Annotated in this window: 22 protein-coding genes; 19 read left to right on the top strand and 3 right to left on the bottom strand. The window is 29.3% G+C overall.

Annotated elements, in window-relative coordinates:
* Positions 1 to 17: 17 nt before the first annotated feature.
* The 5 genes from JW646_RS04430 to ortB all read left to right on the top strand — a co-directional run bounded on the left by JW646_RS04430 (position 18) and on the right by ortB (position 7,090).
* The gene (locus JW646_RS04430; protein ID WP_228416736.1) at positions 18 to 2,051 is read left to right on the top strand and encodes a transporter substrate-binding domain-containing protein; all 2,034 of its coding nucleotides are present in this window, start codon (positions 18 to 20) and stop codon (positions 2,049 to 2,051) included.
* Positions 2,052 to 3,410 carry a sigma-54-dependent transcriptional regulator gene (locus JW646_RS04425; RefSeq protein ID WP_228416735.1) on the top strand — a complete coding sequence of 453 codons (1,359 nt, stop codon included), beginning with the start codon at positions 2,052 to 2,054 and terminating at the stop codon, positions 3,408 to 3,410. It begins immediately after the preceding gene.
* Positions 3,411 to 3,724: 314 nt separating this feature from the next.
* Complete coding sequence (locus JW646_RS04420) at positions 3,725 to 5,152, top strand: Na+/H+ antiporter NhaC family protein (RefSeq protein ID WP_206924522.1); 1,428 nt, start codon at positions 3,725 to 3,727, stop codon at positions 5,150 to 5,152.
* 102 nt (positions 5,153 to 5,254) lie between these two features.
* On the top strand, positions 5,255 to 5,566 hold the full coding sequence (gene ortA, locus JW646_RS04415) for a 2-amino-4-oxopentanoate thiolase subunit OrtA (protein ID WP_255701559.1): 312 nt from the start codon (positions 5,255 to 5,257) through the stop codon (positions 5,564 to 5,566).
* Positions 5,567 to 5,656: 90 nt separating this feature from the next.
* Positions 5,657 to 7,090: a 2-amino-4-oxopentanoate thiolase subunit OrtB gene (ortB, locus tag JW646_RS04410; protein WP_228416734.1), complete on the top strand. Its 1,434-nt coding sequence runs from the start codon at positions 5,657 to 5,659 to the stop codon at positions 7,088 to 7,090.
* Positions 7,091 to 7,221: 131 nt separating this feature from the next.
* Here the strand turns inward: ortB and JW646_RS04405 are convergent, their stop codons facing one another.
* Both JW646_RS04405 and JW646_RS04400 read right to left on the bottom strand, forming a co-directional pair.
* Positions 7,222 to 7,635, bottom strand: coding sequence for a hypothetical protein (locus tag JW646_RS04405; protein ID WP_228416733.1), 414 nt, complete (start codon positions 7,633 to 7,635; stop codon positions 7,222 to 7,224).
* A complete protein-coding gene (locus JW646_RS04400; RefSeq protein WP_228416732.1) occupies positions 7,619 to 7,852 on the bottom strand; it encodes a helix-turn-helix transcriptional regulator in 234 nt (77 codons plus the stop codon). Before JW646_RS04400 ends, JW646_RS04405 begins: the two co-directional genes overlap by 17 nt.
* A gap of 354 nt (positions 7,853 to 8,206) precedes the next feature.
* Between JW646_RS04400 and JW646_RS04395 the strand changes: the two genes are divergently transcribed.
* The 6 genes from JW646_RS04395 to JW646_RS04370 all read left to right on the top strand — a co-directional run bounded on the left by JW646_RS04395 (position 8,207) and on the right by JW646_RS04370 (position 14,365).
* Positions 8,207 to 10,570 (top strand): fibronectin type III domain-containing protein, encoded by a 2,364-nt coding sequence (locus JW646_RS04395; RefSeq protein ID WP_228416731.1) that lies wholly within the window; start codon positions 8,207 to 8,209, stop codon positions 10,568 to 10,570.
* A gap of 162 nt (positions 10,571 to 10,732) precedes the next feature.
* Positions 10,733 to 11,110 (top strand): hypothetical protein, encoded by a 378-nt coding sequence (locus tag JW646_RS04390; protein WP_074918845.1) that lies wholly within the window; start codon positions 10,733 to 10,735, stop codon positions 11,108 to 11,110.
* A 96-nt stretch (positions 11,111 to 11,206) separates the two neighbouring features.
* Positions 11,207 to 11,689 carry a VanZ family protein gene (locus tag JW646_RS04385; protein WP_228416730.1) on the top strand — a complete coding sequence of 161 codons (483 nt, stop codon included), beginning with the start codon at positions 11,207 to 11,209 and terminating at the stop codon, positions 11,687 to 11,689.
* A 62-nt stretch (positions 11,690 to 11,751) separates the two neighbouring features.
* Positions 11,752 to 12,153, top strand: a complete 402-nt coding sequence (locus JW646_RS04380) for a GtrA family protein (protein WP_083399363.1) — start codon at positions 11,752 to 11,754, stop codon at positions 12,151 to 12,153.
* A 54-nt stretch (positions 12,154 to 12,207) separates the two neighbouring features.
* Positions 12,208 to 13,689 carry an AAA family ATPase gene (locus tag JW646_RS04375; RefSeq protein ID WP_228416729.1) on the top strand — a complete coding sequence of 494 codons (1,482 nt, stop codon included), beginning with the start codon at positions 12,208 to 12,210 and terminating at the stop codon, positions 13,687 to 13,689.
* Complete coding sequence (locus JW646_RS04370) at positions 13,643 to 14,365, top strand: hypothetical protein (RefSeq protein WP_148558064.1); 723 nt, start codon at positions 13,643 to 13,645, stop codon at positions 14,363 to 14,365. The genes JW646_RS04375 and JW646_RS04370 overlap by 47 nt, the downstream gene beginning before the upstream one ends.
* A gap of 248 nt (positions 14,366 to 14,613) precedes the next feature.
* Here the strand turns inward: JW646_RS04370 and JW646_RS04365 are convergent, their stop codons facing one another.
* Positions 14,614 to 15,507: a metallophosphoesterase gene (locus tag JW646_RS04365; protein ID WP_228416728.1), complete on the bottom strand. Its 894-nt coding sequence runs from the start codon at positions 15,505 to 15,507 to the stop codon at positions 14,614 to 14,616.
* Positions 15,508 to 16,241: 734 nt separating this feature from the next.
* On the opposite strand from JW646_RS04365, the gene JW646_RS04360 reads away from it, so the two are divergent.
* The 8 genes from JW646_RS04360 (at position 16,242) to JW646_RS04325 (ending at position 23,057) form a co-directional block, all read left to right on the top strand.
* Positions 16,242 to 16,913: a YveK family protein gene (locus tag JW646_RS04360; RefSeq protein WP_228416727.1), complete on the top strand. Its 672-nt coding sequence runs from the start codon at positions 16,242 to 16,244 to the stop codon at positions 16,911 to 16,913.
* Positions 16,914 to 16,928: 15 nt separating this feature from the next.
* Positions 16,929 to 17,675 carry a CpsD/CapB family tyrosine-protein kinase gene (locus tag JW646_RS04355; protein WP_228416726.1) on the top strand — a complete coding sequence of 249 codons (747 nt, stop codon included), beginning with the start codon at positions 16,929 to 16,931 and terminating at the stop codon, positions 17,673 to 17,675.
* Positions 17,676 to 17,716: 41 nt separating this feature from the next.
* Positions 17,717 to 18,379 carry a sugar transferase gene (locus JW646_RS04350; RefSeq protein ID WP_228416725.1) on the top strand — a complete coding sequence of 221 codons (663 nt, stop codon included), beginning with the start codon at positions 17,717 to 17,719 and terminating at the stop codon, positions 18,377 to 18,379.
* 137 nt (positions 18,380 to 18,516) lie between these two features.
* Positions 18,517 to 19,584, top strand: a complete 1,068-nt coding sequence (locus JW646_RS04345) for a glycosyltransferase (RefSeq protein WP_228416724.1) — start codon at positions 18,517 to 18,519, stop codon at positions 19,582 to 19,584.
* Between the two features lie 32 nt (positions 19,585 to 19,616).
* Entirely contained in the window at positions 19,617 to 20,351 is a 735-nt protein-coding gene (locus JW646_RS04340; protein ID WP_228416723.1) for a CDP-alcohol phosphatidyltransferase family protein, read from the top strand.
* A complete protein-coding gene (locus JW646_RS04335) occupies positions 20,344 to 21,156 on the top strand; it encodes a LicD family protein (protein WP_228416722.1) in 813 nt (270 codons plus the stop codon). The genes JW646_RS04340 and JW646_RS04335 overlap by 8 nt, the downstream gene beginning before the upstream one ends.
* Before the next feature lie 87 nt (positions 21,157 to 21,243).
* A complete protein-coding gene (locus tag JW646_RS04330; protein ID WP_228416721.1) occupies positions 21,244 to 21,963 on the top strand; it encodes an IspD/TarI family cytidylyltransferase in 720 nt (239 codons plus the stop codon).
* 29 nt (positions 21,964 to 21,992) lie between these two features.
* The gene (locus JW646_RS04325; RefSeq protein WP_228416720.1) at positions 21,993 to 23,057 is read left to right on the top strand and encodes a hypothetical protein; all 1,065 of its coding nucleotides are present in this window, start codon (positions 21,993 to 21,995) and stop codon (positions 23,055 to 23,057) included.
* Positions 23,058 to 23,099: the final 42 nt, after the last annotated feature.

Below are 23,099 nucleotides of genomic sequence, written 5' to 3'. Positions count from 1 at the left end.
ATAAAAAAGGGGTTATTATGAAGAAAAAGATATATATTTCAGGAGTCCTAATATTAATTTTTACAATTAACCTAATTAATTATATAGTAGAAAGTCAATATGGCGTTAGCTTAATGGAATACTCCACAATATCTAAGCCACTAACTGAGGAAGAAAAACATTGGCTTAAAGATCACGGAAAAATAATATATGGCGCGGATAAAAATGCACCACCACTTAGATATGTGGATACAGATAATCAATATAAGGGGATTTTTATTGACTATCTAAATTCACTTTCCATAGAAAGTGGATTGCAAATAGAGGTTAGACCTTTAGTTTGGGACAAGGCATTATCAGAATTAAAAAATGAAGAAACAGATATATGCGATATGTTTCCAAGTGTAGAAAGATCGAAAGATTACTTATTTAGTAATCCCATATACAAGCTAAGGGGAGTTATTGTAACTAAAGATAACAATAAAGAGATAAAAAATCTTTGGGACTTAAACAATAAAACAATAGCTGTTCAGCTAGGGGACTATACAAATGAATTTTTAGAAGAAAATGTGGAGGATGCAAAATATGTTTATGTAGCAGATATTAATGAAGCTTTGAAAGTATTAGAGCTTGGGGAAGCTGATGCTGTAGTTGGTGATGAACCAGTTTGTAGTTATTTTATACAAAAAAATCGTTATGAAGGAAAATTAAAAATAGTAGAAAAAGAAATATATGAAAATGATGTTGTTTTGGCAGTTCCTAAAACTCATGGAACTTTGGTAAATATTATAAATAAGGGGATTTATTCTTTAAATAAAAACAATATAATGGAAAAAATGCAACAAAAATGGTTTGGAATATCAGCTACGATGACATATACAGGAGAAAAAGAAACACATTCATTCAAAGTTATATTAAGCGTATTTTTTATTTTTATATTACTAACATATTTATTTTATTTAATTAATAGATCTTTGAAAAATGCTGTTGCAGATAGAACAAAGGAGCTTAATAGAAGTAAAAATGAGCTTCAGGCAGCTTTTGATGTTTTCAATAGAATTATTGTTATTGTGGACAGTAAAGGAAATATATTAAATTGCAATAAATCTTTTTATAATTATTGTGATTTTACAAAAGAAGAAGTTTATAGCAAAAAAGTATATGAAATAGATGATATGTTTAAATATATTTGGGAAACCTTTGGTGTTAAAAATATAAATGATATATCTTTTGAATTTAATTATAATAATAGAATTTATAAAATCCATGTAAGAAATATAAAAGACATAAAGCAGTTAGATGATAAAAATGATGAAAATAAGGACTATGATATGTTGATAACTATAAATGATATTACCAACAATAAGGCCACGGAAAAACAATTATTACAATCAGAAAAAATGGCTGCAATTGGTCAACTAGCTGCAGGGGTTGCCCACGAAATAAGAAATCCTTTAGGTATTATTAGAAATTACTGTTATCTTCTTCAGGGGAAAAATGCTAGACAAAATGAAGAGATATACCAAAAGAGCATAGATAATATTGAGTTATCCGTGGAAAGAGCAAGCGGAATTATAGATAACCTTCTTAACTTCTCATCCATATCTGGAGATGAATATAGAGAAATAAATATAAGAGAGTTTTTACTTTTTATTTTACAATTGGAGAAGAAGTCTATGAAGGAGATGAACATAGAGCCGATTTTAGAATGTGAAAATATATGTATTTATACTAATGAAGAAAGTTTAAAACATATTTTTATAAATTTAATTACCAATGCTGTTGACTCCATGCCAAATGGAGGAATTATAAAAATTACTTGTGTTGATAAAGGTCCTATTATAGAAATTGACATTACTGATAGTGGAATTGGTATTGAAAAACATAATCTAGATAATATATTCAATCCGTTTTTTACAACTAAAGACCCAGGAAAAGGTACTGGGTTAGGACTTTTCATAGTTTATAATGAAGTACAAAAACTAGGTGGAAATATTGAAATAACTAGTAGTGAAATAAATATAGGGACAACATTTAGGATTGAAATACCTACAAAGGGGGAACAGATTTAGGTGTATAATTTTAAAATACTTGTAGTTGATGATGAAATACAATATCAAGAAGTTATAAACATGATTTTGCAAAGTGAAGGATACAAAACAAAAGTAGCTAGTAGTGGGGAAGAAGCTTTAGAAATATTAAAAAAAGAAGAATTTCACTTAGTTTTAACAGATTTAAAAATGAATGGCATGGATGGAATTCATTTGTTGGAAGATATAAAAAATAACTATACGAATACTTATGTAATGCTAATTACTGGTTTTGGCACAATAAAAAATGCTGTGGAAGCCATGAAAAAAGGGGCTTTTGGATATTTTATAAAGGGGAATAATCCGGGAGAGCTTTTAAGAGAAATAGAGAAGGTTAAGAAAGAATGCGAAAGTACAGAAAAAGTTGAAAAAATAAATAATAAGTTTTTACTAGATACTAAAAACTATAACTTTAGAAAAATATTAAGAATTGCTAAAAAAGCAGCCTCTGCAGATGTAAATGTTTTGATAACAGGGGAGTCAGGAACAGGCAAGGAAGTAATGGCAAGGTTTATTTATGAAAATAGTAAAAGAAAGAATGAAAAATTTGTGCCAGTTAACTGTCAGGCATTTTCAAGTGGCTTATTAGAGTCTGAGTTATTTGGTCATGAAAAAGGATCTTTTACAGGGGCGTTTAATAAAAGGATTGGTCGCTTTGAAGAAGCTCACGGTGGAACCTTATTTTTAGATGAAGTAGGAGATATTGATTTAAATACTCAAGTAAAACTCCTTAGAGTTTTGGAAAACAGAACTATAGAAAAAATCGGAAGTAATAAACCTATAGATGTGGATTTTAGATTAATTTGCGCTACAAACAAGGACTTTTATGAAGCAATAGAAAATAAAGAATTTAGGGAAGACTTATTTTATAGAATAAACACAATTTCTATTCATTTACCATCACTAAAAGAAAGAAAAGAAGACTTACCCATGTTAATTGATTTCTTTTTGAAAAAATCTTCTGCCAAATATAATAAAAAAATTATAAAAGTAGAAGATGATGTAATGAATCATTTACTAAATTATGAATACAAAGGAAATATAAGAGAGTTAAAAAATATTTTAGATAGACTGGTGGTTTTATCAGAAAATGGAATCATTCGCAAAGAATTTGTATCAGCAAATGTTCAACCTAACATAGAGCCAGACTGTGGAAACTTTATAAAGTTGGAAGACATTAAACCTTTAAAGGAAATTAAACAAGAAGCAGAGGCAAACTATATAAAAAAGGTTTTAGAAAGATTTAATGGCAATATTACAAAAAGTGCAGAGTACTTAGAAATTAGTAGAAGACAGCTTTTTAACAAAATTGTGGAGTACAATGTGAAAGAAGATTTATAGTGTGAAAAAAATTACATATATAAGTAGGAAAAATATTTCCAGGTGGAAAAAAGTTACACATTATTTAATAGATTATGTGACTTGCTGGAAGTGTTTTTCCTTTTTTGCTTACTAAGATATTATAATACTTTTTTCACTTGGGAAAATTCTATACGAAAGTATTATCAATACATTTAAAAAATAAAAATTGTTATAAAATGCCCTTATTTTAGATAAAATTAATTATTTTGTAAAAATTTGAAAACTTGGCATAAGAATTGCTTATATAAAAAGGCAGATATAATAATCAATTATAAAATGGAGGGTTTTATAAAATGGAAGAAAAAAAGACGCTTAGGTTTCATGGTGGAGGATGGATGTCGTTTTTGCCTTTTGGAGTATTTATAATAATAGCAATATATATATCAGTTCTTAATGCGCCGGATATAAGGGGTATGTGGATTGGTGCATTACTGGGAATTATGGCAACTTATTTTTTTGCAACAGATAAGCAAACTTATTGTGACACGGTTATAGAAGGTATGGCAGATCCAATAGCAGTAACACCTATAGCATGTTGGATATTTGCAGGTGTTTTTGCGTCAGTTCTTAGAGCATCGGGCTTAGTTGAAGGAATTATATGGCTTGCATATAATGTTGGAGCTAGTGGAAGAGTTTTCGTGGCAATTACATTTATAGCAAGTGCATTATTTGCTACAGCAGCAGGAACAGGATTCGGAACAATAGTTGCAGGTATGTCAGTATTATATCCAGCAGGTGTTTTACTTGGAGCAAACCCAGTTGTTATGGCAGGAGCTATAGTTGGTGGAGGAGCCTTTGGTGACAACTTGGCACCACTATCTGATACTACTATATGTTCTGCAGCAACTCAGGGAGCTGATGTTGGTGGAGTTGTAAAATCAAGATTAAAGTACTCCTTGGTGGCTGGAGCAGCAACTTTAGTAGCAATTATGTTATTTGGTGGTGGAGGAACAGCTCAAGACATTCCTTACGATTTGGTTTCTCAATATATGAATCCAAAAGGATTATTAATGCTAATACCAGCAGCAATAACAATTACTTTAGCAATTAAAGGTCATCACATAATAGCAGCAACAACTATAGGGTCAATAGCAGCAGCAATATTTGGATGTGGCCTTGGGATGATAAGTCCTTCAGACTTATTATTTATAAAAGAAGGAACAGTTCAAGGTTTACTAGTAGACGGAATAGGTGGAATGGTTGATATATGCATCTTGGCACTTTTAGTTTTAGCTTGTGTAAGAATCATGCAAAAAGGTGGAGGAGACAAAGCTTTAATAAATATAACAGAAAAATTTGTACATACTGCTCGTGGAGTGGAAATGAGCATAGGAGGATTAGCACTTGCAATGTCTGGAATAATGGGACTAAATGCACCACCAATACTTGCAATAGGAACATCTTTTGCTAAACCACTAGGGGAAAAATATAAAATATCTCCATATAGAAGAGCAAACTTACTAGATGCAACAGCTTGTACACTAGTTTATTCTCTACCTTGGACACCAGCTTTATTACTTACTAAAAACTTATCAGTTCAAGCTAGTGAACAATTTGGTAGTATGGTACCTGCACTTACAACAACCCAAATGTGTCCATGGATACTTTACTGTTGGGCACTTCTTGTGGTAATGTTATTTGCCATGATAAGTGGTTGGGGAAGAATGTACGTAAATAGTAAAGGTGAAGAAGTAAAAACCTTAGCTGAAGCAGAGGCTTAAACAAATTTAAATGATAGCTAAACTCTAGGTCTACTTTGCTAGTTATAGACCTAGAGTTTATGAAATATAAGAAACCAAATTGAGGAAGGAGCTAAATTAAAAATGATTATAGCAAAAAAAGGTGATTGGGTAGAGATACAAGAGGTACTTTTGAAGCCAGAAGAAAGAGCGCCTCAAGTGCCAGATGACACAAAAGAAGTACCTTTAGTTCAATGGATAAGAGGTTTAATGATAACAGACGAAGCAACTATAGGTGATCAAATTGAGATAGAAACAATAATAGGAAGAAGTGTAAGAGGACAGCTGTGTGCAATAAATCCTAGACACGTACATGATTTTGGGGAGCCAGTAAAAGAGTTAATCCAAGTGGGGATGGAACTTAGGAGAGAAATAGAAGAATTAAATAATAAGTAGAATATATTAAGAGTAAATTTAAACGAAGAAAAAGATTTGATCTAACAAATAGTAAAGAGAGGATCTTATTAAAGAGAAGGGGATGTAGAAATGAAGGATATGTCTTACTTAGCCGTAATGGGCAGAAAAAATGACATAATGAAGGAAGCAGTAGGACTTGATTATAGTGTTTATGAATATGGAAATATAGCTTTTGATTACGAAAAAATGATGGCGTCAGTTGGTTATTCAATAGAAGATATAGTAAAAATACAAAAAGAAACAAAAGTTGGTGGAACACCTTTAGTGGAGCTTAAAAATATAACTGCTTTAGTTAGAAAATATTCAAAAGAAGGCAAGGGTGCTAGAATATTTGTAAAAGACGAAGCAGCAAATGCATCAGGATCATTTAAGGCTAGAAGGGCAGCTATATCTGTTTATCATGCTAAAAAAATGGGATACAAAGGTGTAATAGCAGCAACTAGCGGAAACTATGGCGCAGCTGTAGCATCACAAGCAGCTCAACTTGGTTTAAAATGTATAATAGTTCAAGAAGTGTTTGACTCTAAAAAAATAGGCCAACCAGAAATACTTGAAAAAACTAGAAAATGTGAAGCCTTAGGTGCAGAAGTTATACAATTAACGGTTGGACCAGAGTTATTCTATACATTCTTAAAATTATTAGAAGAAACAGGATATTTCAATGCTTCTTTATATACTCCATTTGGAATAGCTGGTGTGGAAAGTTTAGGATATGAACTAGCTAATCAAATGATGGAAATGGAAGGTAAATACCCAGATGTAGTTGTGGCAACTCACGCTGGTGGAGGAAACTTAACAGGAACTAAAAGAGGCCTTAATTTAGCTGGAGCAAAAGATACTAAAATAGTTGCTGCATCAGTTGATTTAAGCGGATTACATATGGCATCTGATCATGCTTTCAACAAAAAATCTTTCACAACAGGTCACACAGGATTTGGAGTTCCATTTGCAACTTGGCCAGACAGATCTGACGTACCAAGAAATGCAGCTAGAGTTTTAAGATACATGGACAGATATGTAACAGTTACACAAGGAGAAGTATTCTACGTGACAGAAGCATTGGCTCAAGTGGAAGGAATAGAAAGAGGACCAGCAGGAAACACTTCTCTTGCAGCAGCTATATCTATAGCAAAAGAAATGGATGAAGACCAAATAATAGTAGTACAAGAAACAGAGTACACAGGAGCAGGAAAACATCCTATGCCACAGCTTACTTTTGCTAAACAAAATGGAATAGAAATAAGACGAGGAAATCCAACAGAAAATATTCCTGGAAAAAACATAGTAATTCCTTGGAATATGGGAGACATCCAATCCAATGATTTGGACTTAGATAGACTAAAAAACAATTTTATAAAAAATGCAGTTGCTAACAACAAGTTGGAAGAAATAGATGAAGAAGATATATTATATTTAACAGAAGAAGTAAATAAAGATAGAGACTTTGTTGTAAAACGTTTGGAAGAACTAGGTGTAAAAATTACAAACAAAGAGATTGTTTAAGCTTTAAAATTAATACAATAAAAAAACTATCAATAAAAATATTGTAGTAGCTATTTTATAACGCTATATTTAGATTAATTAGGCGGTATTATACTTAGGTATTATACCGCTTAATTAATTATTATAAATAATTATTCCTGCTTTTCTAAATAAATGTTTACTATTAAATATACTATGAATATTAAAACAAGTACCAAGGATAATGTTGCTGCAACAATAATAAAGTATTCATGTTTCCATATGGCATACAAAATCAAGAAGATAAATGTAAAAAAACATATGGTATAATTGAGAGATTTGATAACTAAATGGCTAGTTTTCATAGATAAATATATATCTCTTTCATCAGCACTTTCTATCACTTCTTCTAAAATTCCTTTTTTATTAAAAGCTTTAATAGAGTTTACTGTTGATAAGGTAGTAAACAGTAAACATGAGATTAAAAACTTTTGTTCATAGAAGTTCATATAAGCAACCAAGCATATTATAGCTAAAACTGATGTCATAATTCCAATAAACAAAGCATGTTTATTTTTTATTTTCATAATCTTTACCCTCCATTTTTGAATTTTCTTTTAGGCAACATAATTCTTCAATGCTCACACTAAATACTTGAGAAATATGATATGCAAGCATAAGTGAAGGATTATATTTTTCCTTTTCAATAGAAATAATTGTTCTCGCTGAAACATTAACCAAGTCAGCTAGTTGTTGTTGTGTTAATCCCATAGCAGTACGCAATTCTTTAACTTTTGTTTTCATATAACACTTAACACTCCTTTTGTAATATGAAGCACGCTTCATGTGAAGTTAACTTCATAGTAGATTAAAAATAACTATTTGTCAATATAAATATGAAGCATACTTCATATTTTTTATTTAACAATACACCAATTATTTATAAAATAAATTTCATAATATTTCCTTTAAATAAGAAAACTGATATAATTTAACTCATTAATTTATAGAAATTAAGTTTTAATTGAAGATTAGTGTTTTATTTTGTTGTACAAAAAAATGAACATATGAAAAGGAAATTCCATCAAATAAACGAATAATTAAGAGTGAGGCAATTTTACTACGGATTTAAAGAATAAGTTGTATGGGGGAGAGAAAATGAAAAATTTGAAGAAAACAATTAGTTTATTTTTATGTATCCTATTGATATTTAACTTGATTTCAATAGGAAATTTTAATATTTTTGCAGAAAATTTAAACTCTGATTATAAGACTAATCCAAAAGTTATTTCTATTGGTACATCAGAGGATAAGGTTGAAGTTGTAAAAGAGCCAGATGGAAAAATAGTAAATCCTCTGTATCAAAATGTGAATATAAAAACTTATTCGCCAAAATCTTCTTATAAACTTTATTCAAATAAGGTTTTTTCAACAAAAAAAGAAGCTGCAAATTATTTGAAGGAAGAAATGGTAAAAAGAAGTGGAACTATTGAATTTACAATAAAACAGAAGAACAATAGTAGTTTATATGAAGATTTATTCGCAATGGCAGTAGCAGATAATGAAAGTGCTAATTCTAGTGAGGGGGATTATCTTCTTAGACACTGGAGTTCTTACTATGTTGACTGGAATGATAGTAAATCTAATGAAACAAAGTTTACCTTTGAAATGGAATACCTTTCAACATATAAGCAAGAGCAACGTGTTGACTATGAAGTTAAAAAAGTTTTAGACGAGTTGAATGTTTATAATGAAGATGAATACACAAAAACTAAGGCTGTTCATGATTTTATTACTGAAAATATAGTGTACGATTATGCTTTGAAAAAATTCTCTGCTTATGATGGTATTGTGTCAAAAAATGTTGTATGTAACGGATATGCAACACTAACTTACAAAATGATGAAGGATTTAGGCGTAAAAGTAAGATGTATTACAGGTTATGGTGGTAATGACTATCATGCGTGGAATATAGGGAAAATAGGCACAAAATGGTACAATATAGATAATACTTGGGATGCGGCTAATGGTGATAATAATTATGTTTATTATACATATTTCCTAAGAAATAATGTTGAATTCCCTAGTCATAAAAGGGATGATCAATTTACTACAGATGAGTTTAATAAATCATACCCTATGTCAGGAACATCTTACAGCAAAGTTGATTACAATAACGAAAAGTTTTCTTTAAATAAACTGCAAAAAACAATAGGAGTTGGAAAATCCTTTGAACTATATGGTATACAACTATCTTATGGTGATGCAATTCAATCTTTTACGAGCAGCAACGAAAATGTGGCAAAAGTAGATTCAAAAGGGAATGTAACAGGAGTGAATCTGGGTTATGCAATAATTACTGCAAAGACTAAAAAAGGCAAAATAGCAACTTGTAATGTAAAAGTAAGATATGATTTAGGTGGTTGTAAAGTAACTAAAATAGGTAGTGGAGAAAGATTCACATCTTATTCAGATAATTCAAGACCAAGTGTTGTAGCTGTATATAACAATAAAACACTAGAAGAAGGTAAGGACTACTCCTTGGATTATGGAGAGAACATGTTAAGTGGTAAAGGATCTATAACCCTTGTAGGTATAGGTAGTTATACAGGGAAAAAGAATGTTACATTTAAAATTTACCCAAATAAAGTTTCTGGTGTAAAAGTATTAAGTAGCACTACGAATTCTTTGAACGTTAGATGGGACAAAGAAGGTGGTGTAACAGGATATAAAATTTATAGAGCTACATCAAAAGATGGAAAGTACACTGAAGTAGGTAAAGTCTCTAACAAATCTTCAAATACATACACAGATAAGGGACTAGTAAGTGGGAAAACATATTATTATAAAATAAGAGCCTACAAAGGAGTAGATAAAGAAAATCTTTATGGAGATTACTCTAGTTCTTTTTCTGGAAAAACAAAATATCCATCTCAAGTTAAAAACTTAAAACAAGTATCTTCTTATAAAACCTCAGTAAAGTTATCTTGGGATAAATCAAGTTATGCCAGCGGATATAGAGTATACAGAACAACTAGCAAAAGTGGAGCATACAAAAGAGTGGCTGAGCTTACTGGTAGTACAAATACAAAATTTACTGATAAAAAGCTAACATCAGGAAAAACATATTATTATAAAGTAAGAGCTTATAGAAAAGTTGGTAAAAATAGAGATTATGGATCATATTCTACAGTATTAAAAACTAGTACAAGATGCAATACACCAGTTATTGCATCTTGTACTAGTTCCAGTATAAAGAATGATGTCAACAAAAATGGAAAGGTAAAAATTAGTTGGAAAAAAGTCAATGGTGCATATGGATATGCAATCTACAGATCAGAAAGTAAAAATGGAAATTATAAAAGAATAAATACTATTAAAAGTGGCTCAACTTTAAGCGCCTATGATGAAGGATTAAAAATAGGGAAAACATATTACTACAAAATTAATGCATATAGAACAGCAGACATAGGAAACGTATATAGCTATTATAGCAATATAAAATATGCAAAAGTTAAATAGTGAAGCAAATTTTAAGCAACGGATTTTCCTGAAGCGGTAGCGAAGGAATATCGTTGGTGATATGAGCGAAGCAATTTTTTTTATATATATTTATATAACCATATTGTTATAATTTTGTGACAACAAATGATATAATAAACTTGGACAAGGAGGAGGGAAAATATGACGGGATTATATACAGATTTAATGATAGGAATACTTGCAATTGCTTTAGGCTATGCAACATTAAGATACAACTTGGGTCGCTACATAATTTTTGTTAGTGAGAAAAAATATGATAATAAAAAAGTAGCTAAAGTAGCAGGAACTCATATTATGGCATATGGATTTATTAGTATTATTTTATTAGTTGCTAGATACTTTACAATGGGGAATAAGGTAGGAGATGCCTTAAACAAAGCAAGTATAGCAGTACTATTTATTATAGGTGCAATTATGTATTACAATATAAGAAAATCTTGCAAAATTGAGAAAAAAGAAGAACCAGAAATAAAGGGTGTAAAAAAGAAGAAAAAAAAGAAAAAGAAGAAAAGAAAATAAATGTTTCAAATTATATGAAAGAGGCTATCTAAAAAAGATAGTCTCTTTTTCTATGTAAATAGTCTATAATATAATTTGTGAAAGGAGATGATAATAGTGAAAAAAAGTATTTTCGCAGTGCTAGTTGTGATTTGGATGTTATTTATTTTTTCCATGTCATCACAAAACGGGGAAGTATCATCAAATACAAGTGGAAACAGTATTAAAGTTGTTTTATCTATAGTGCCAAAGTTTAGAGAACAACCAAAAGAAGTGCAAGACAATATTGTAGAAAGTCTTCAACTTATAGGTAGAAAAAGCGGTCATTTTATTGGATACATGATGCTTGGAGTTTTATCAATGTTGTTGCTTTTAAAGTTTAAGAATATAAATAAAAAGCCGCTATTTGCCTTTTCCATATGTGTAATTTATGCCATATCTGATGAAATTCATCAACTCTTTGTACCTGGAAGAACAGGTCAATTAAAAGACGTTATAATTGATTCATGTGGAAGTATTGTAGGAATTGCAATAGTTTTGGTATTTATAAAATTATTACAAATAAAGAGAAATAGGAAAAAGAGAATAAAATCTATATAAAAATTGCAAAATAAAAGGAACCATAAATAATAGTCAAATTATGAGAAGAAGGAGACAACTTTATGGATAAAACCTTTATAACTATAAAAGATAGAAGTAATTTAGTTGAGTTTATGAAATATACAATTGTAGGATGTATTAATACGGCAGTCTATTATTTGTCATATTTGATTTTTATGGATATATTCAAATTTTCATATAGGATTTCATTTGTTATGGGCTATGTGGTTAGTATTGTAGGATCATATTTTTTTAATACTTATTTTACATACAAACAAAAGCCTAACCTGAAGAAGTTTTTACTTTTTCCTCTGACTTATGTGCCTAATTTTATTATTCAGTATTTTGGCATCATTTTATTGGTGGACAAAATAAATATGAATAGTAAGTTGGCCCCTGTGATTACAACACTAGTTGCCACTCCCATTACTTTTTTTGTGATGAAATACGTAATAAAAAAATAAATTAAAACACCGACCCTTGAGGTGGGTGTTTTGTTGTACCATGGAGGTGATTTTATGGATAGCAGAATTGTAAAGTTAAAAACCTTGGAGTTGGAAAACTTTAAAAATGTAAAGTATGGAAAAATTGATTTTAAAGAAGACAAGGAGTCGGGAGATATTTCTAATATATTAGGAATATATGGTCAAAATGGATCGGGAAAGACATCTGTTATAAATGCTCTACATCTTTTTAGAATGGTTATTTCAGGACAACCATTGAATCCTAATTTTTGTAACTTTATTTCTTGTGACGCCAAATCTGCAGGAATTAGCTTAGAATTTAGGTTGACTGACAAAACTGAAGTATACAGGGTGATTTATAAGTTTGAACTAAGAAAAACTTATAAAAAGGGCGCTTTTTCACAGGATTTAAGTACAGAATATGACAAAATACTAGAACTAAACCAAAGTGAAGGTGCTAGTATAGAGGACGACAAAGACATAACAGTAGAAGTTTTTAGAGAAAAGCTGACTTATTCCAAGTGGGATGAAAACCAGTGGAGAAAAAGTATAACAATTGTGGACTATGATATGGATGATAATGATTATACTTTTAGGCCAATAAGAAATTATAAAGATGCAGCAAACTCAACGGATAAGAAGGTAAGGTTTGGCATTGCAAAGGGCCTATCCCAAGAAAACTCAACATCATTTATTTTTAACCCAAAGACATTTTCTCTTTTATTAACTTCTTTTGCAAAAACTAACCCAGAAAGCAGCAAGATTATGGCTATACTAAGGAACTTTGCTATATTTAACCTTTTTGTTATACAAAATGATGAGCTGGGTGCCATAACAAGTAACAGAATGATTGCCATTAGTTTTATGCTAGAAAACAAAAAGGCAAATAAGAGAGGAAGTATTGGACTAAACTTATTTGAAGTTTCTGTTATTGATATGGATAAATTTGAAACAGTTAACAAAATTTTGGAACAAATAAATGTGGTCTTAAATACTTTAGTTCCAAAATTAAATATAGAAATCAAAAACTATGGTAAGGAAACTTTGAAAAATTCAAAAGAAGCATTTAAGGTGGAACTTTTATCAGTGAAAAATGGAAGAAAAATCCCTTTGAAATACGAGTCAGAAGGAATTAAAAAAATTATTTCCATATTAAGTGTATTAATAGGAATGTATAATAATGAAAATATTTTGGTGGCAATAGACGAGTTAGATGCTGGTATTTTTGAATATTTATTAGGTGAAATCCTTGAAATTTTAAGCAAAAGTGCCAAGGGTCAACTTATTTTCACATCCCATAACCTAAGGGCTTTGGAAAAGTTGAACAAGGATTTAGTCGTATTTACAACAACAAATGAAAACAATAGATATATAAGTTTAAACAATACAAAAACAGGTAATAATCTTCGCGATTTTTACTACAGAGGCATTATGCTTGGAGGACAGAAAGAAGACTTGTACGATGAGACTAATAAATATGAGATAAACTATGCTTTTAGAAAGGCATGGATCATTGGAAATAATGATAAAGACTAAGAAAATAATCCTATTTATTGTGGAAGGAATCACCGATGAAATGTCTCTAAGTTTAATTCTGTCAAAATTAGTACAAGACTGTAGTGTGCAGTTTCAGATAATAAATCAAGATATAACAGCAGATTTTAATTCCAATTGTCAAAATATTATTAGAAAAATTGACAGTCAAGTAAAGCAGTTTTTGTCACAAAACAACGGTTTGAAAAAAACAGATATAAAAGAAATAATTCATTTAGTAGATACAGATGGTGCATTTATAAAAGAAGACTTTGTTGTGGAAGATATGAAACAGGAGAAAACTTTCTATACTCACAACTCTATTGTTACAAATAAAAGAGATTTAATAGTAGAAAGAAATGAAAGAAAGAGCAATATATTAAACAAACTTTATCAAACTAGTCATATTGGGCGAATTGGATACAAAGTTTACTTTTTTTCTTGTAATTTAGAACATGTACTTCATAATTGCCAAAACGCACCATACAATAAAAAACGTGTATATTCCTATGATTTTGTGGATAAATACGTGGGATGTGAAAATAAGTTTGTGGATTTCTTAAGTTGTAATGACTTTACAGCAAAAGGTGATTATAAAGAAACCTGGCAATTTATAAAAGAAGATAGTAACTCCTTAAATAGATATTGTAATTTTCACCTTTATTTTAAAATGAATTAAAAAAGTGGCTTAAATTATGAATAAATGAAAAATGGACAACCTTGGGGAGGTTGTCCTTTAATATTAAATAATATGTAAACTTAAGAATGGACTATATCATATAGTTATCATTCGAGCCTAAAGTAATTATAGTTCAAATACATTTTAAATGAAACTATATTCATATTATTTCTTAAAAAAAATAACCTTTTCATATACAAAATTATAATTAAGACCTACCTGTAACGAATTACAGGTAGGTTTTTGCTTTATTTGTTCTTTAGGATAATAACATTTATTTGGGGAGGGTTAAACACCCTTTTGAGTATAGAGTCTCCAAGTCCAGTACTTACATTCATATAGGAGTTATTTATTTTGTAAATACCTTTATCGTACTTTGGGAAGAAGGTTCTGTCAGGGCTGAAAAGGCCACCTACTAAAGGTATTCTTATTATGCCTCCGTGAACATGGCCTGAAAGTACTAGATCAAATCCCATGTTGGCAAAAGTGTCAAAGTATTTGGGGTCATGGCAAAGCATTATATTGAATTTTGTCTTGTCCAAGTTGATAGATTGATAATACTCGTTTTTCTCCATGGAATCAAAATACACACCGTAAATATTTATAAAGTCATTATAGTTTTGTAGATAGGAATTTTCCACAAATGTTACACCTAGGGATTCAAGTTTGCTTCTATACCTATTGTATGCGTTGTTTTTGCTACGATCTCTAGTCCTATAGTTATCACCGTTGTAGATAATGTCCTTTCCTTCTTCGTGATTGCCAGAAACATAGACAATTTTATAGTTTGTAGCTAGTTTAGAAAGTAGTTGATAAGGAACAAGTTCTTCTTCATTCATGTCTATGGAAATATCTGACACAGTAAACATGTCTCCTGTAACAAGGATTAGATCAGGATTAATTTCTTTGATTGAATTTATTAACTTTTCATTGTTTGTCCCAAACTCTTTGCTGTGTAAGTCTGAAATTTGAAGTATTTTATAATCTGCAAGTGATTTTGGCAGCTTTTTGTATATTAAAGTTTCTTCTTTTATAACAAAGTTTTTATTCATTTTATTGTTTATACCTATTATTGTAAAAATACTTAGTATTATAAGGATGACTGTCCAAATCCAAATATTTTTTTTCTTTATATTTTTCAATAGTACCTTCCTTTCGTAATATTTATCTCAAGATTTGATTCTTTAAAATATATATCTAAATAAATATTTTTCTCATGTAATTATTATATTATACTTGAAAAGCTTGTAGAAGATAAAAAACTTAGTTTAATATGAGATAATTTTATACAGAGAATGTTAAAAAATTTATATTTAATCCGTATTATAAAAATATACTATAAAATTTCATGTGAGAAAAATGAAGGAATATGTAAAGTAAAATTAAAATAAAATACGAATTATAATCTGTGTGTAAAGTAAAATGTATTTTAAAAAATTATAATGTAAAAATTTGAAAGAGGTCATATGGACATAAACGGTAAGAAGACTCTTAGACAAATATAAAGGTATTTTTTTGTAGTTATAAAATTCACAAATGTTGAAATTGCGACAATTATCGACAATGGTATAAATCCTTTTATGTATATAAAATGATTCATAAAATTGTAATAGATTGGAATATATGTTAGACTTTTCCTTGGAGAAATAAGGCGAAAGTATATAAAAAAAGAAAATTAAAATATATTTTAACATAAATTAAAGTTTATTTTGAATTTGTGTAATTAAATTAAGGTCTACTAAAGTTTTGGTTATTATTTTTGTAAAATAATATGGAATTCATTTAAATATATATTTTGAAATAAAGGTTGACCAAATATGAAAACACGAATATAAATATAAAAACATATTTTAAAATAAGTTATATTGGAGGAATTATGGAAGCAACAATTGATTTAAGGGAGTATTTCTTTATTTTAAAGAAAAAAATGTGGATAATAGTACTTTCTGCAGTAATTTGTGGAGTAATAAGCGGATTAGTAAGTTTTTATGTATTAAAACCAGTATATGAAGCAAACACTACTCTAATTGTTAACAAAGAGGTAGAAAACGAAACTACACAGATGACAACAAGTGACGATTTAAACTTTGTACAAAAGTTAGCATTGACTTATGGGGAGATAATCAAATCAAGATCAGTTATCACATCTACGATAGATAAGTTGAATTTAGACATTACTTATGAAGATCTTTCAGAAGCTGTTTCAATTACTAATGTTGAAAACACACAAATTATAAAAATATCTGTAAAAAATGTAAATCCAAGAGTGGCAGCAACAATTTGTAACACTATTCCAGAAATATTCTCTACAGAGGTACAAAGAATAGTAAAGGCAAGTGGAACAGAGGTAATAGACAAGGCAGCAGTGCCAGAAGAACCGATTAAACCAAACAAAACAATGAATATATTAATAGCAACAATATTGGGAGCAATGGTTAGTGTATTTGTTATTTTCTTAAGAGAAGCTTTAAATACAAAAATAAAAGAACCAAAAGATATAGAAGAAAAATTAGGATTACCAGTATTTGGTGTAGTTCCTAAGTTTTAATAGGAGGATATAAATATGGGAAAAATTGCGGATTTAGATCCGAAATCACCTTTGGCAGAGGCGTATAGAACAGTTAGAACTAATATAAGCTTTGCTGATATAGACAATAATTTAATAACGATTATGTTTACAAGTACAAAGCAAAATGAAGGAAAAAGTACAACTATATGTCATGTAGCTCATGCATTTTCTAGATTGGAAAATACGAAAGTATTAGTTGTAGATTTGGATTTGAGAAATCCAAGTGTTCATAAGATGTTTGGCATAGGAAATACTTATGGAGTTATGGATTATCTAAAAAATACAAGAGATTTAGAGAAGTGTATAAATAAAGTAGAAGAAAATATACATGTTTTAACTCCAGGGGCTATACCACCTAATCCAACGGAAATTTTATCTTCAAAAAAAATGCAAAACTTTATAAAAGATGTTGAAAGCCAATATGATTATGTATTTATAGATGCACCTCCAGTGGGGATTGTATCAGACGGAATAATCATATCTAAATATACAGATGGTGTTATGTTTGTTGTGGGGGCAAACGAGACTGATATAAATCATACTAAAGAAGTTATTGAGAATATGAGAAAGTCTGATGTTAATATAATAGGTTCAATTTTAAATAAGTACGATATGGAAAATAATGCATATGGGTATTATGGGTATTATTATCAACAAGAAGATGGAAAACATGGAAGAAAAAATAAGAAAAAGAAAAAAGCGGGATTATTTGGGAAGAAAAAGCTAAATTCGGTTAGGTAGTAGGGATTGGTAAAATTTTTATACGGGGGATAAGTAGAAATATGGATGTAAATGTTAATAAAACTAGGAACTGCGAAATGGTAGAGCCTAGAAAAGGAATTATTTATTTATTTTTCAAAAGAACAATTGACATTCTAGGATCTGGTATTGGTTTAATAATATTGTCGCCAATTTTTATTTTAGTAGCCTTAGCAATAAAGATAGAAGATCCTAAGGGAAAAGTATTTTTTGTACAAGAGAGATGTGGAAAAAACAATAAATTATTTAAAATGTATAAATTCAGAAGCATGATAAGTAATGCGGAAGAATTATTAGTAGACTTGATTTGTGAAAATGAAATGGATGGACCAGTTTTTAAGATAAAAGAAGATCCAAGGATAACAAGGGTAGGAAGGTTTATTAGAAAAACTAGTATAGATGAGTTACCTCAACTATTCAATATACTTGTGGGAGATATGAGTATAGTTGGCCCAAGGCCGGCTATTCCACATGAGGTAGCAGAGTATAATGACTACCAAAAGCAAAGATTACTTGTAAAACCAGGTTTAACTTGTATATGGCAGGTAAGTGGTAGAAACAGTATAGGTTTTGATGAGTGGGTTGATATGGACTTGGAGTATATAGAGAAGAGAAATTTATGGATGGATGTAAAGTTGATATTTAAAACTGTATTTGTTTTATTTGGAGATAAAAATGCAAGCTAGGAAAAGATAATAGAAATAATGTATTATAAAAAATCTAGAATTTGGTATAGGTGTTCTAATGAATTCATGTACTAATAAAATAAATATCTATATAATAAATTAGATTTGGAATTAATGTGTAAAGGAGTTATTTAATCATGAAAAAAATATTAATGGTTTGCGAAGCGTTTGGTGGTGGAGTCTTCACTTATGTGTCACAGCTTTGCAATGATATGGTCGATGAATTTGATGTATATTTAGCTTATGCAGTGAGACCACAAACACCAGACAATTATAAAGATTTTTTAGATGATAGAGTTCATTTAATTGAAGTAAAATCATTTGGATCAAAAAGTATAATGAATATTTACAACGATTACATAGTTATAAAAGAGTTAAGAAAAATAGAAAGAGAAATACAACCAGATGTAATACATTTACACTCTTCAGTGGCTGGTGGTATAGGTAGATTAGCATTTAAATATAGAGAGAAAAATCTTGTTTATACGCCGCATGGTTATGCACATATTTTGATGGGAAATGGACTTAAGTGCTTTTTGTATGAAACAGTAGAAAAATTCCTAGGTAAATATTCTAATGCATTAACTTTAACTTGCTGTGAAAGCGAGGATGATGTTGCAAAAAAATTGACAAAAAGAACATATTATATTGAAACTGGAATCAACATTCAAGATTTATCAAGTTCACTTGATGGAATTCAACCTGATTTTAATGATCAATTTACTGTATTTACTCTAGGGAGAGCATGCACACAAAAACAGCCTAAACTATTTAATGAAATAGCAAAATTAGTTCCTGAAGCAAATTTTGTTTGGATAGGTGGTGGAGAATTAGAAAATGAGATAACATCTCCCAATGTGAAAATTACAGGATGGCTACCAAGAAAAAAGGCACTGGCTATGGCTAAAGGAGCAGATGCTTTTGTATTATGTTCATTAGGAGAAGCGATTGCGATGAGCTTAATAGAAAATATGTATATAAAGAAGCTAATATTAGTTAGTAACGTAATGGGAAATAAAAGTGTAATTAAAGATGGAGTAAACGGATATATTTGCAATTCAGCGAAAGAGTATGCAGATAGGATAAAAGAATCTATGAATAAATTCCCAGTAGAATTAGCTGATAAAGCTTATCAAGATGTATATGAAATATACAATACAACTGTAATGAAAAATAAATATATTAAATTTTACTCAAATTTGTAATTATTTGACGTATAAATTAGAAGGTAGGAAATATGATTAGTATAAAAGAGTTACATAAGAAAACTTTGCCCGAGTATAAGAGACAATTTGTTAAGATTGATTATGTTAGTTATTACTTATGGAGACCCATATGTGATTATATGACAATTTTATTTCTTAACACAAAGATAACTGCTACAGCAGTTACGATTGTATCGTTTTATTCGTGTTTGCTATCACTAGCTTGTTTTATATTTATTCCAAGTGTGCAAGGTGCATTATTGGGATATTTACTTTTTTGGATTTGGAATATAAGTGATGGTATAGATGGAAATATTGCTAGATATACCGATACATGTTCTAAAGCTGGAGATTTATGGGATGCGTTAGCTGGATATGTTGCAATGTTTGTTGTATATTTTGGTGCGGGTATTTATGCAGCTAGTGAAAATTCATTAATTTCAATCCCGTTTTTAAGAGATATAGATTTTTGTATTATGGGAGCAATTGCAGGTATATGCACTTTATTGCCAAGACTTATTATACAAAAAAAAGAATGTGTTTATGGTAAAGAAGCTTCGAAAAATATGAAAGATCGCTCGACTTTTGGAATAGTTAAAATATTAGCGGTTAATGTTATATCAATAAATGGAGTTTCTGGATTATTGTTTTTATTAGCGATAATTTCTAGAATGGTTAATGTATATATAATTGTTTATTCTTTTATTATGTTGGCATTTGGTGTTTCATCTATATACTCTATTATGAAAGGATTACCTAATGAGTAGGCGTAAACTAACTCTAGAAGAAATACACTTTTATGAGTTAGAAATTTTAAAACAGTTTGTAATAATATGCGAAAAATACAAATTAAGGTATTATCTTGCAGGCGGTACATTGCTAGGAGCAATTAGACACAAAGGCTTTATTCCGTGGGATGATGATATTGATATTTTAATGCCTAGGCCTGATTATGATAAATTTCTTGAAATTGCAAGTGAATTAGAGAAAGATTCTCACTACAAAGTTGCTGCTTTTGAATTTGGTAATCTAAATTATCCGTTTTGTAAAGTTTTTGATACAAGGACAGAAATTGAAAAAATATACATAGATGATCCTACAGAAAGATGGTTATGGATAGATATTTTGCCTTTAGATGGGTTGCCAGATGATGATAAAATTATAAAAGATTTATTTAATAAATCTTTATTTGCAAGAATGTTACTTAGAATAAAAAAATCCAAAACTAATCAAGGAAAGACCTTAGTTAAAAAAATGATAAAACCTTTTATTAAAGCTATGTTAATGCCAATAAGTACAAAAATAATTGTTTCATATATAAATAAAATATCTAGAACGTATTCTGTAGATAGTTCCAAATATATTGGTGGTATTGCTATGGGATATGGTGTTAATGAAAAGATGCCAAAAGAAGATTATCTAAAATTTGAAAAAGTTCAATTTGAAGGAATAGAATTTAATGCTCCAGGTTGTTGGGATTTTTATTTAAAATCATTATATGGGAATTATATGCAAGTCCCTCCTAAAAGTAAACAAGTAGCACATCCAATGGATATTTGGATAAATGACTAATTATAAAATTAGTATATTTAATTAATTAAAATAAATACTTTGAAAGGAATATAACAATAATTTTTTATGTTATAAAGGTAGTTAAAGATGAATATAGGCGTTATTTTTGCAGGTGGATTAGGTACTAGAATGAAAACAAAAGATAAACCAAAACAATTTTTAATGGTTCATGGTAAGCCAATTATAGTTCATACAATTGAACAATTTCAATACCATGATGAAATCGATGGGATAATTGTTGTTTGCATTGAAGAATGGATTCCTTATATGGAAGAAATGAAATATAGATATAGATTAGATAAAATTAAGAAAATTGTTCCAGGTGGAAAAACTGGTCAATTATCAATTTATAACGGTTTGTGTGCTGCAGAAGAAGTATTTGGAGTTGAAAAAAACATAGTCTTAATACATGATGGAGTAAGACCATTAATAAATAAAAACATTATTAGTAAAAATATTGATTCTGTAAAAAAACATGGATCAGCAATTACTTGTAAGCTTGCTACTGAAACTTCAGTTTTAGTAAGTGATGAAGGAAAAGTAAATAACATTCCAGATAGATCTAGTTCAAGATTAGCTCAAGCTCCGCAAAGTTTCTGGTTAAAAGAAATATTAGAAGTAGATCGAAAAGCAATAAATGACGGAAATATTAATATAATTGATTCATGTACAATGATGAGACAATACGGAAAAGAATTAAGTGTTGTTGTTGGACCGACAGAAAATGTAAAGATTACAACACCAGATGATTTTTATATTTTTAGAGCATTATACGATGCTAGAGAAAATCTACAACTAGATTTTTAATCTATCTGAAATGGAAGGGTTTAAATATTATGAAATATTTTATAAAAGAGTTTCAAATTGAAGAAGGTGTTAAATTTACAGCTGGTACAAAGGCAAGAGATGACTTTGAATCTATACTTACTTCTGAAGGTTTTGAAGCTATAAATATTGAAATTAACGCAGAAAAAAGAAAAAATAGTAAAAAAGAAAAAATATTAAGTCATAAAAAAGTTGTAGATGAATGGGAAAAAAAATTAATAAACTTAAGTACTGATGATGTATTGCTAATTCAGTTTCCAGTAATACATCATTCACTTCTTTTATGGAAATTAATAAAAAAAATGAAAAAAAAGGGAGTATCTGTTGTTTTATTAGTTCATGATTTAGATATGTTTAGAGTAGCTCTTAAAAAGGACAATTCAATAAAGAAGAGAATTAGAATTAGTATTGAAGAAAAGAGCTTATTACATTTATGTGATAGGGTAATAGTGCATAATGAGAAAATGAAGAACAAACTAGTAAATATTGGTTTTGATGAAAAAAAATTAGTATGTTTAGAAATATTTGATTATTTAATTCCAAATTTTGAACAAAAACATGCATGTAAGTCATTTTCTTTAAAAGAACCTATTATCATTGCGGGTGCCTTAAGAAAACATAAAGCAAAGTATGTATATGATTTACCAACTAATGTAAAGTTTAATTTATATGGTGTTGGATATGAACAAGGGCAACATGATAATATACATTATTTTGGAGTATTTCCACCAGATGACTTACCATTTAATATGAAAGGTAGCTTTGGTCTAGTTTGGGATGGAGAAACATCTATGACATGTTCAGGTGTATATGGAGAGTACTTAAAAATAAATAATCCGCATAAAACATCGTTATACTTAGCAGCGGGATTACCTGTAGTAGTTTGGAAAGAAGCTGCAATTGCTGATTTTATAAGGAAATATAACTGTGGTATTTTAATTGAATCATTAGAAGACATTAATGGAGAATTGAAAAATTTATCAGAAAATGATTATTTTAAACTTTTAGAAAATACACAAAATGTAGGTAAAAAAATAAGAGAAGGATATTTCACTAAAAAATGTTTAAAATTATAGTTATTAATTTAGAAAATATGTATTTATATTATGCAGGAGGAA

This window comes from Terrisporobacter hibernicus, assembly GCF_020809405.1.
GTDB classification, from domain to species: domain Bacteria; phylum Bacillota; class Clostridia; order Peptostreptococcales; family Peptostreptococcaceae; genus Terrisporobacter; species Terrisporobacter petrolearius.
This window is presented reverse-complemented; position numbering and strand designations above follow the sequence as displayed.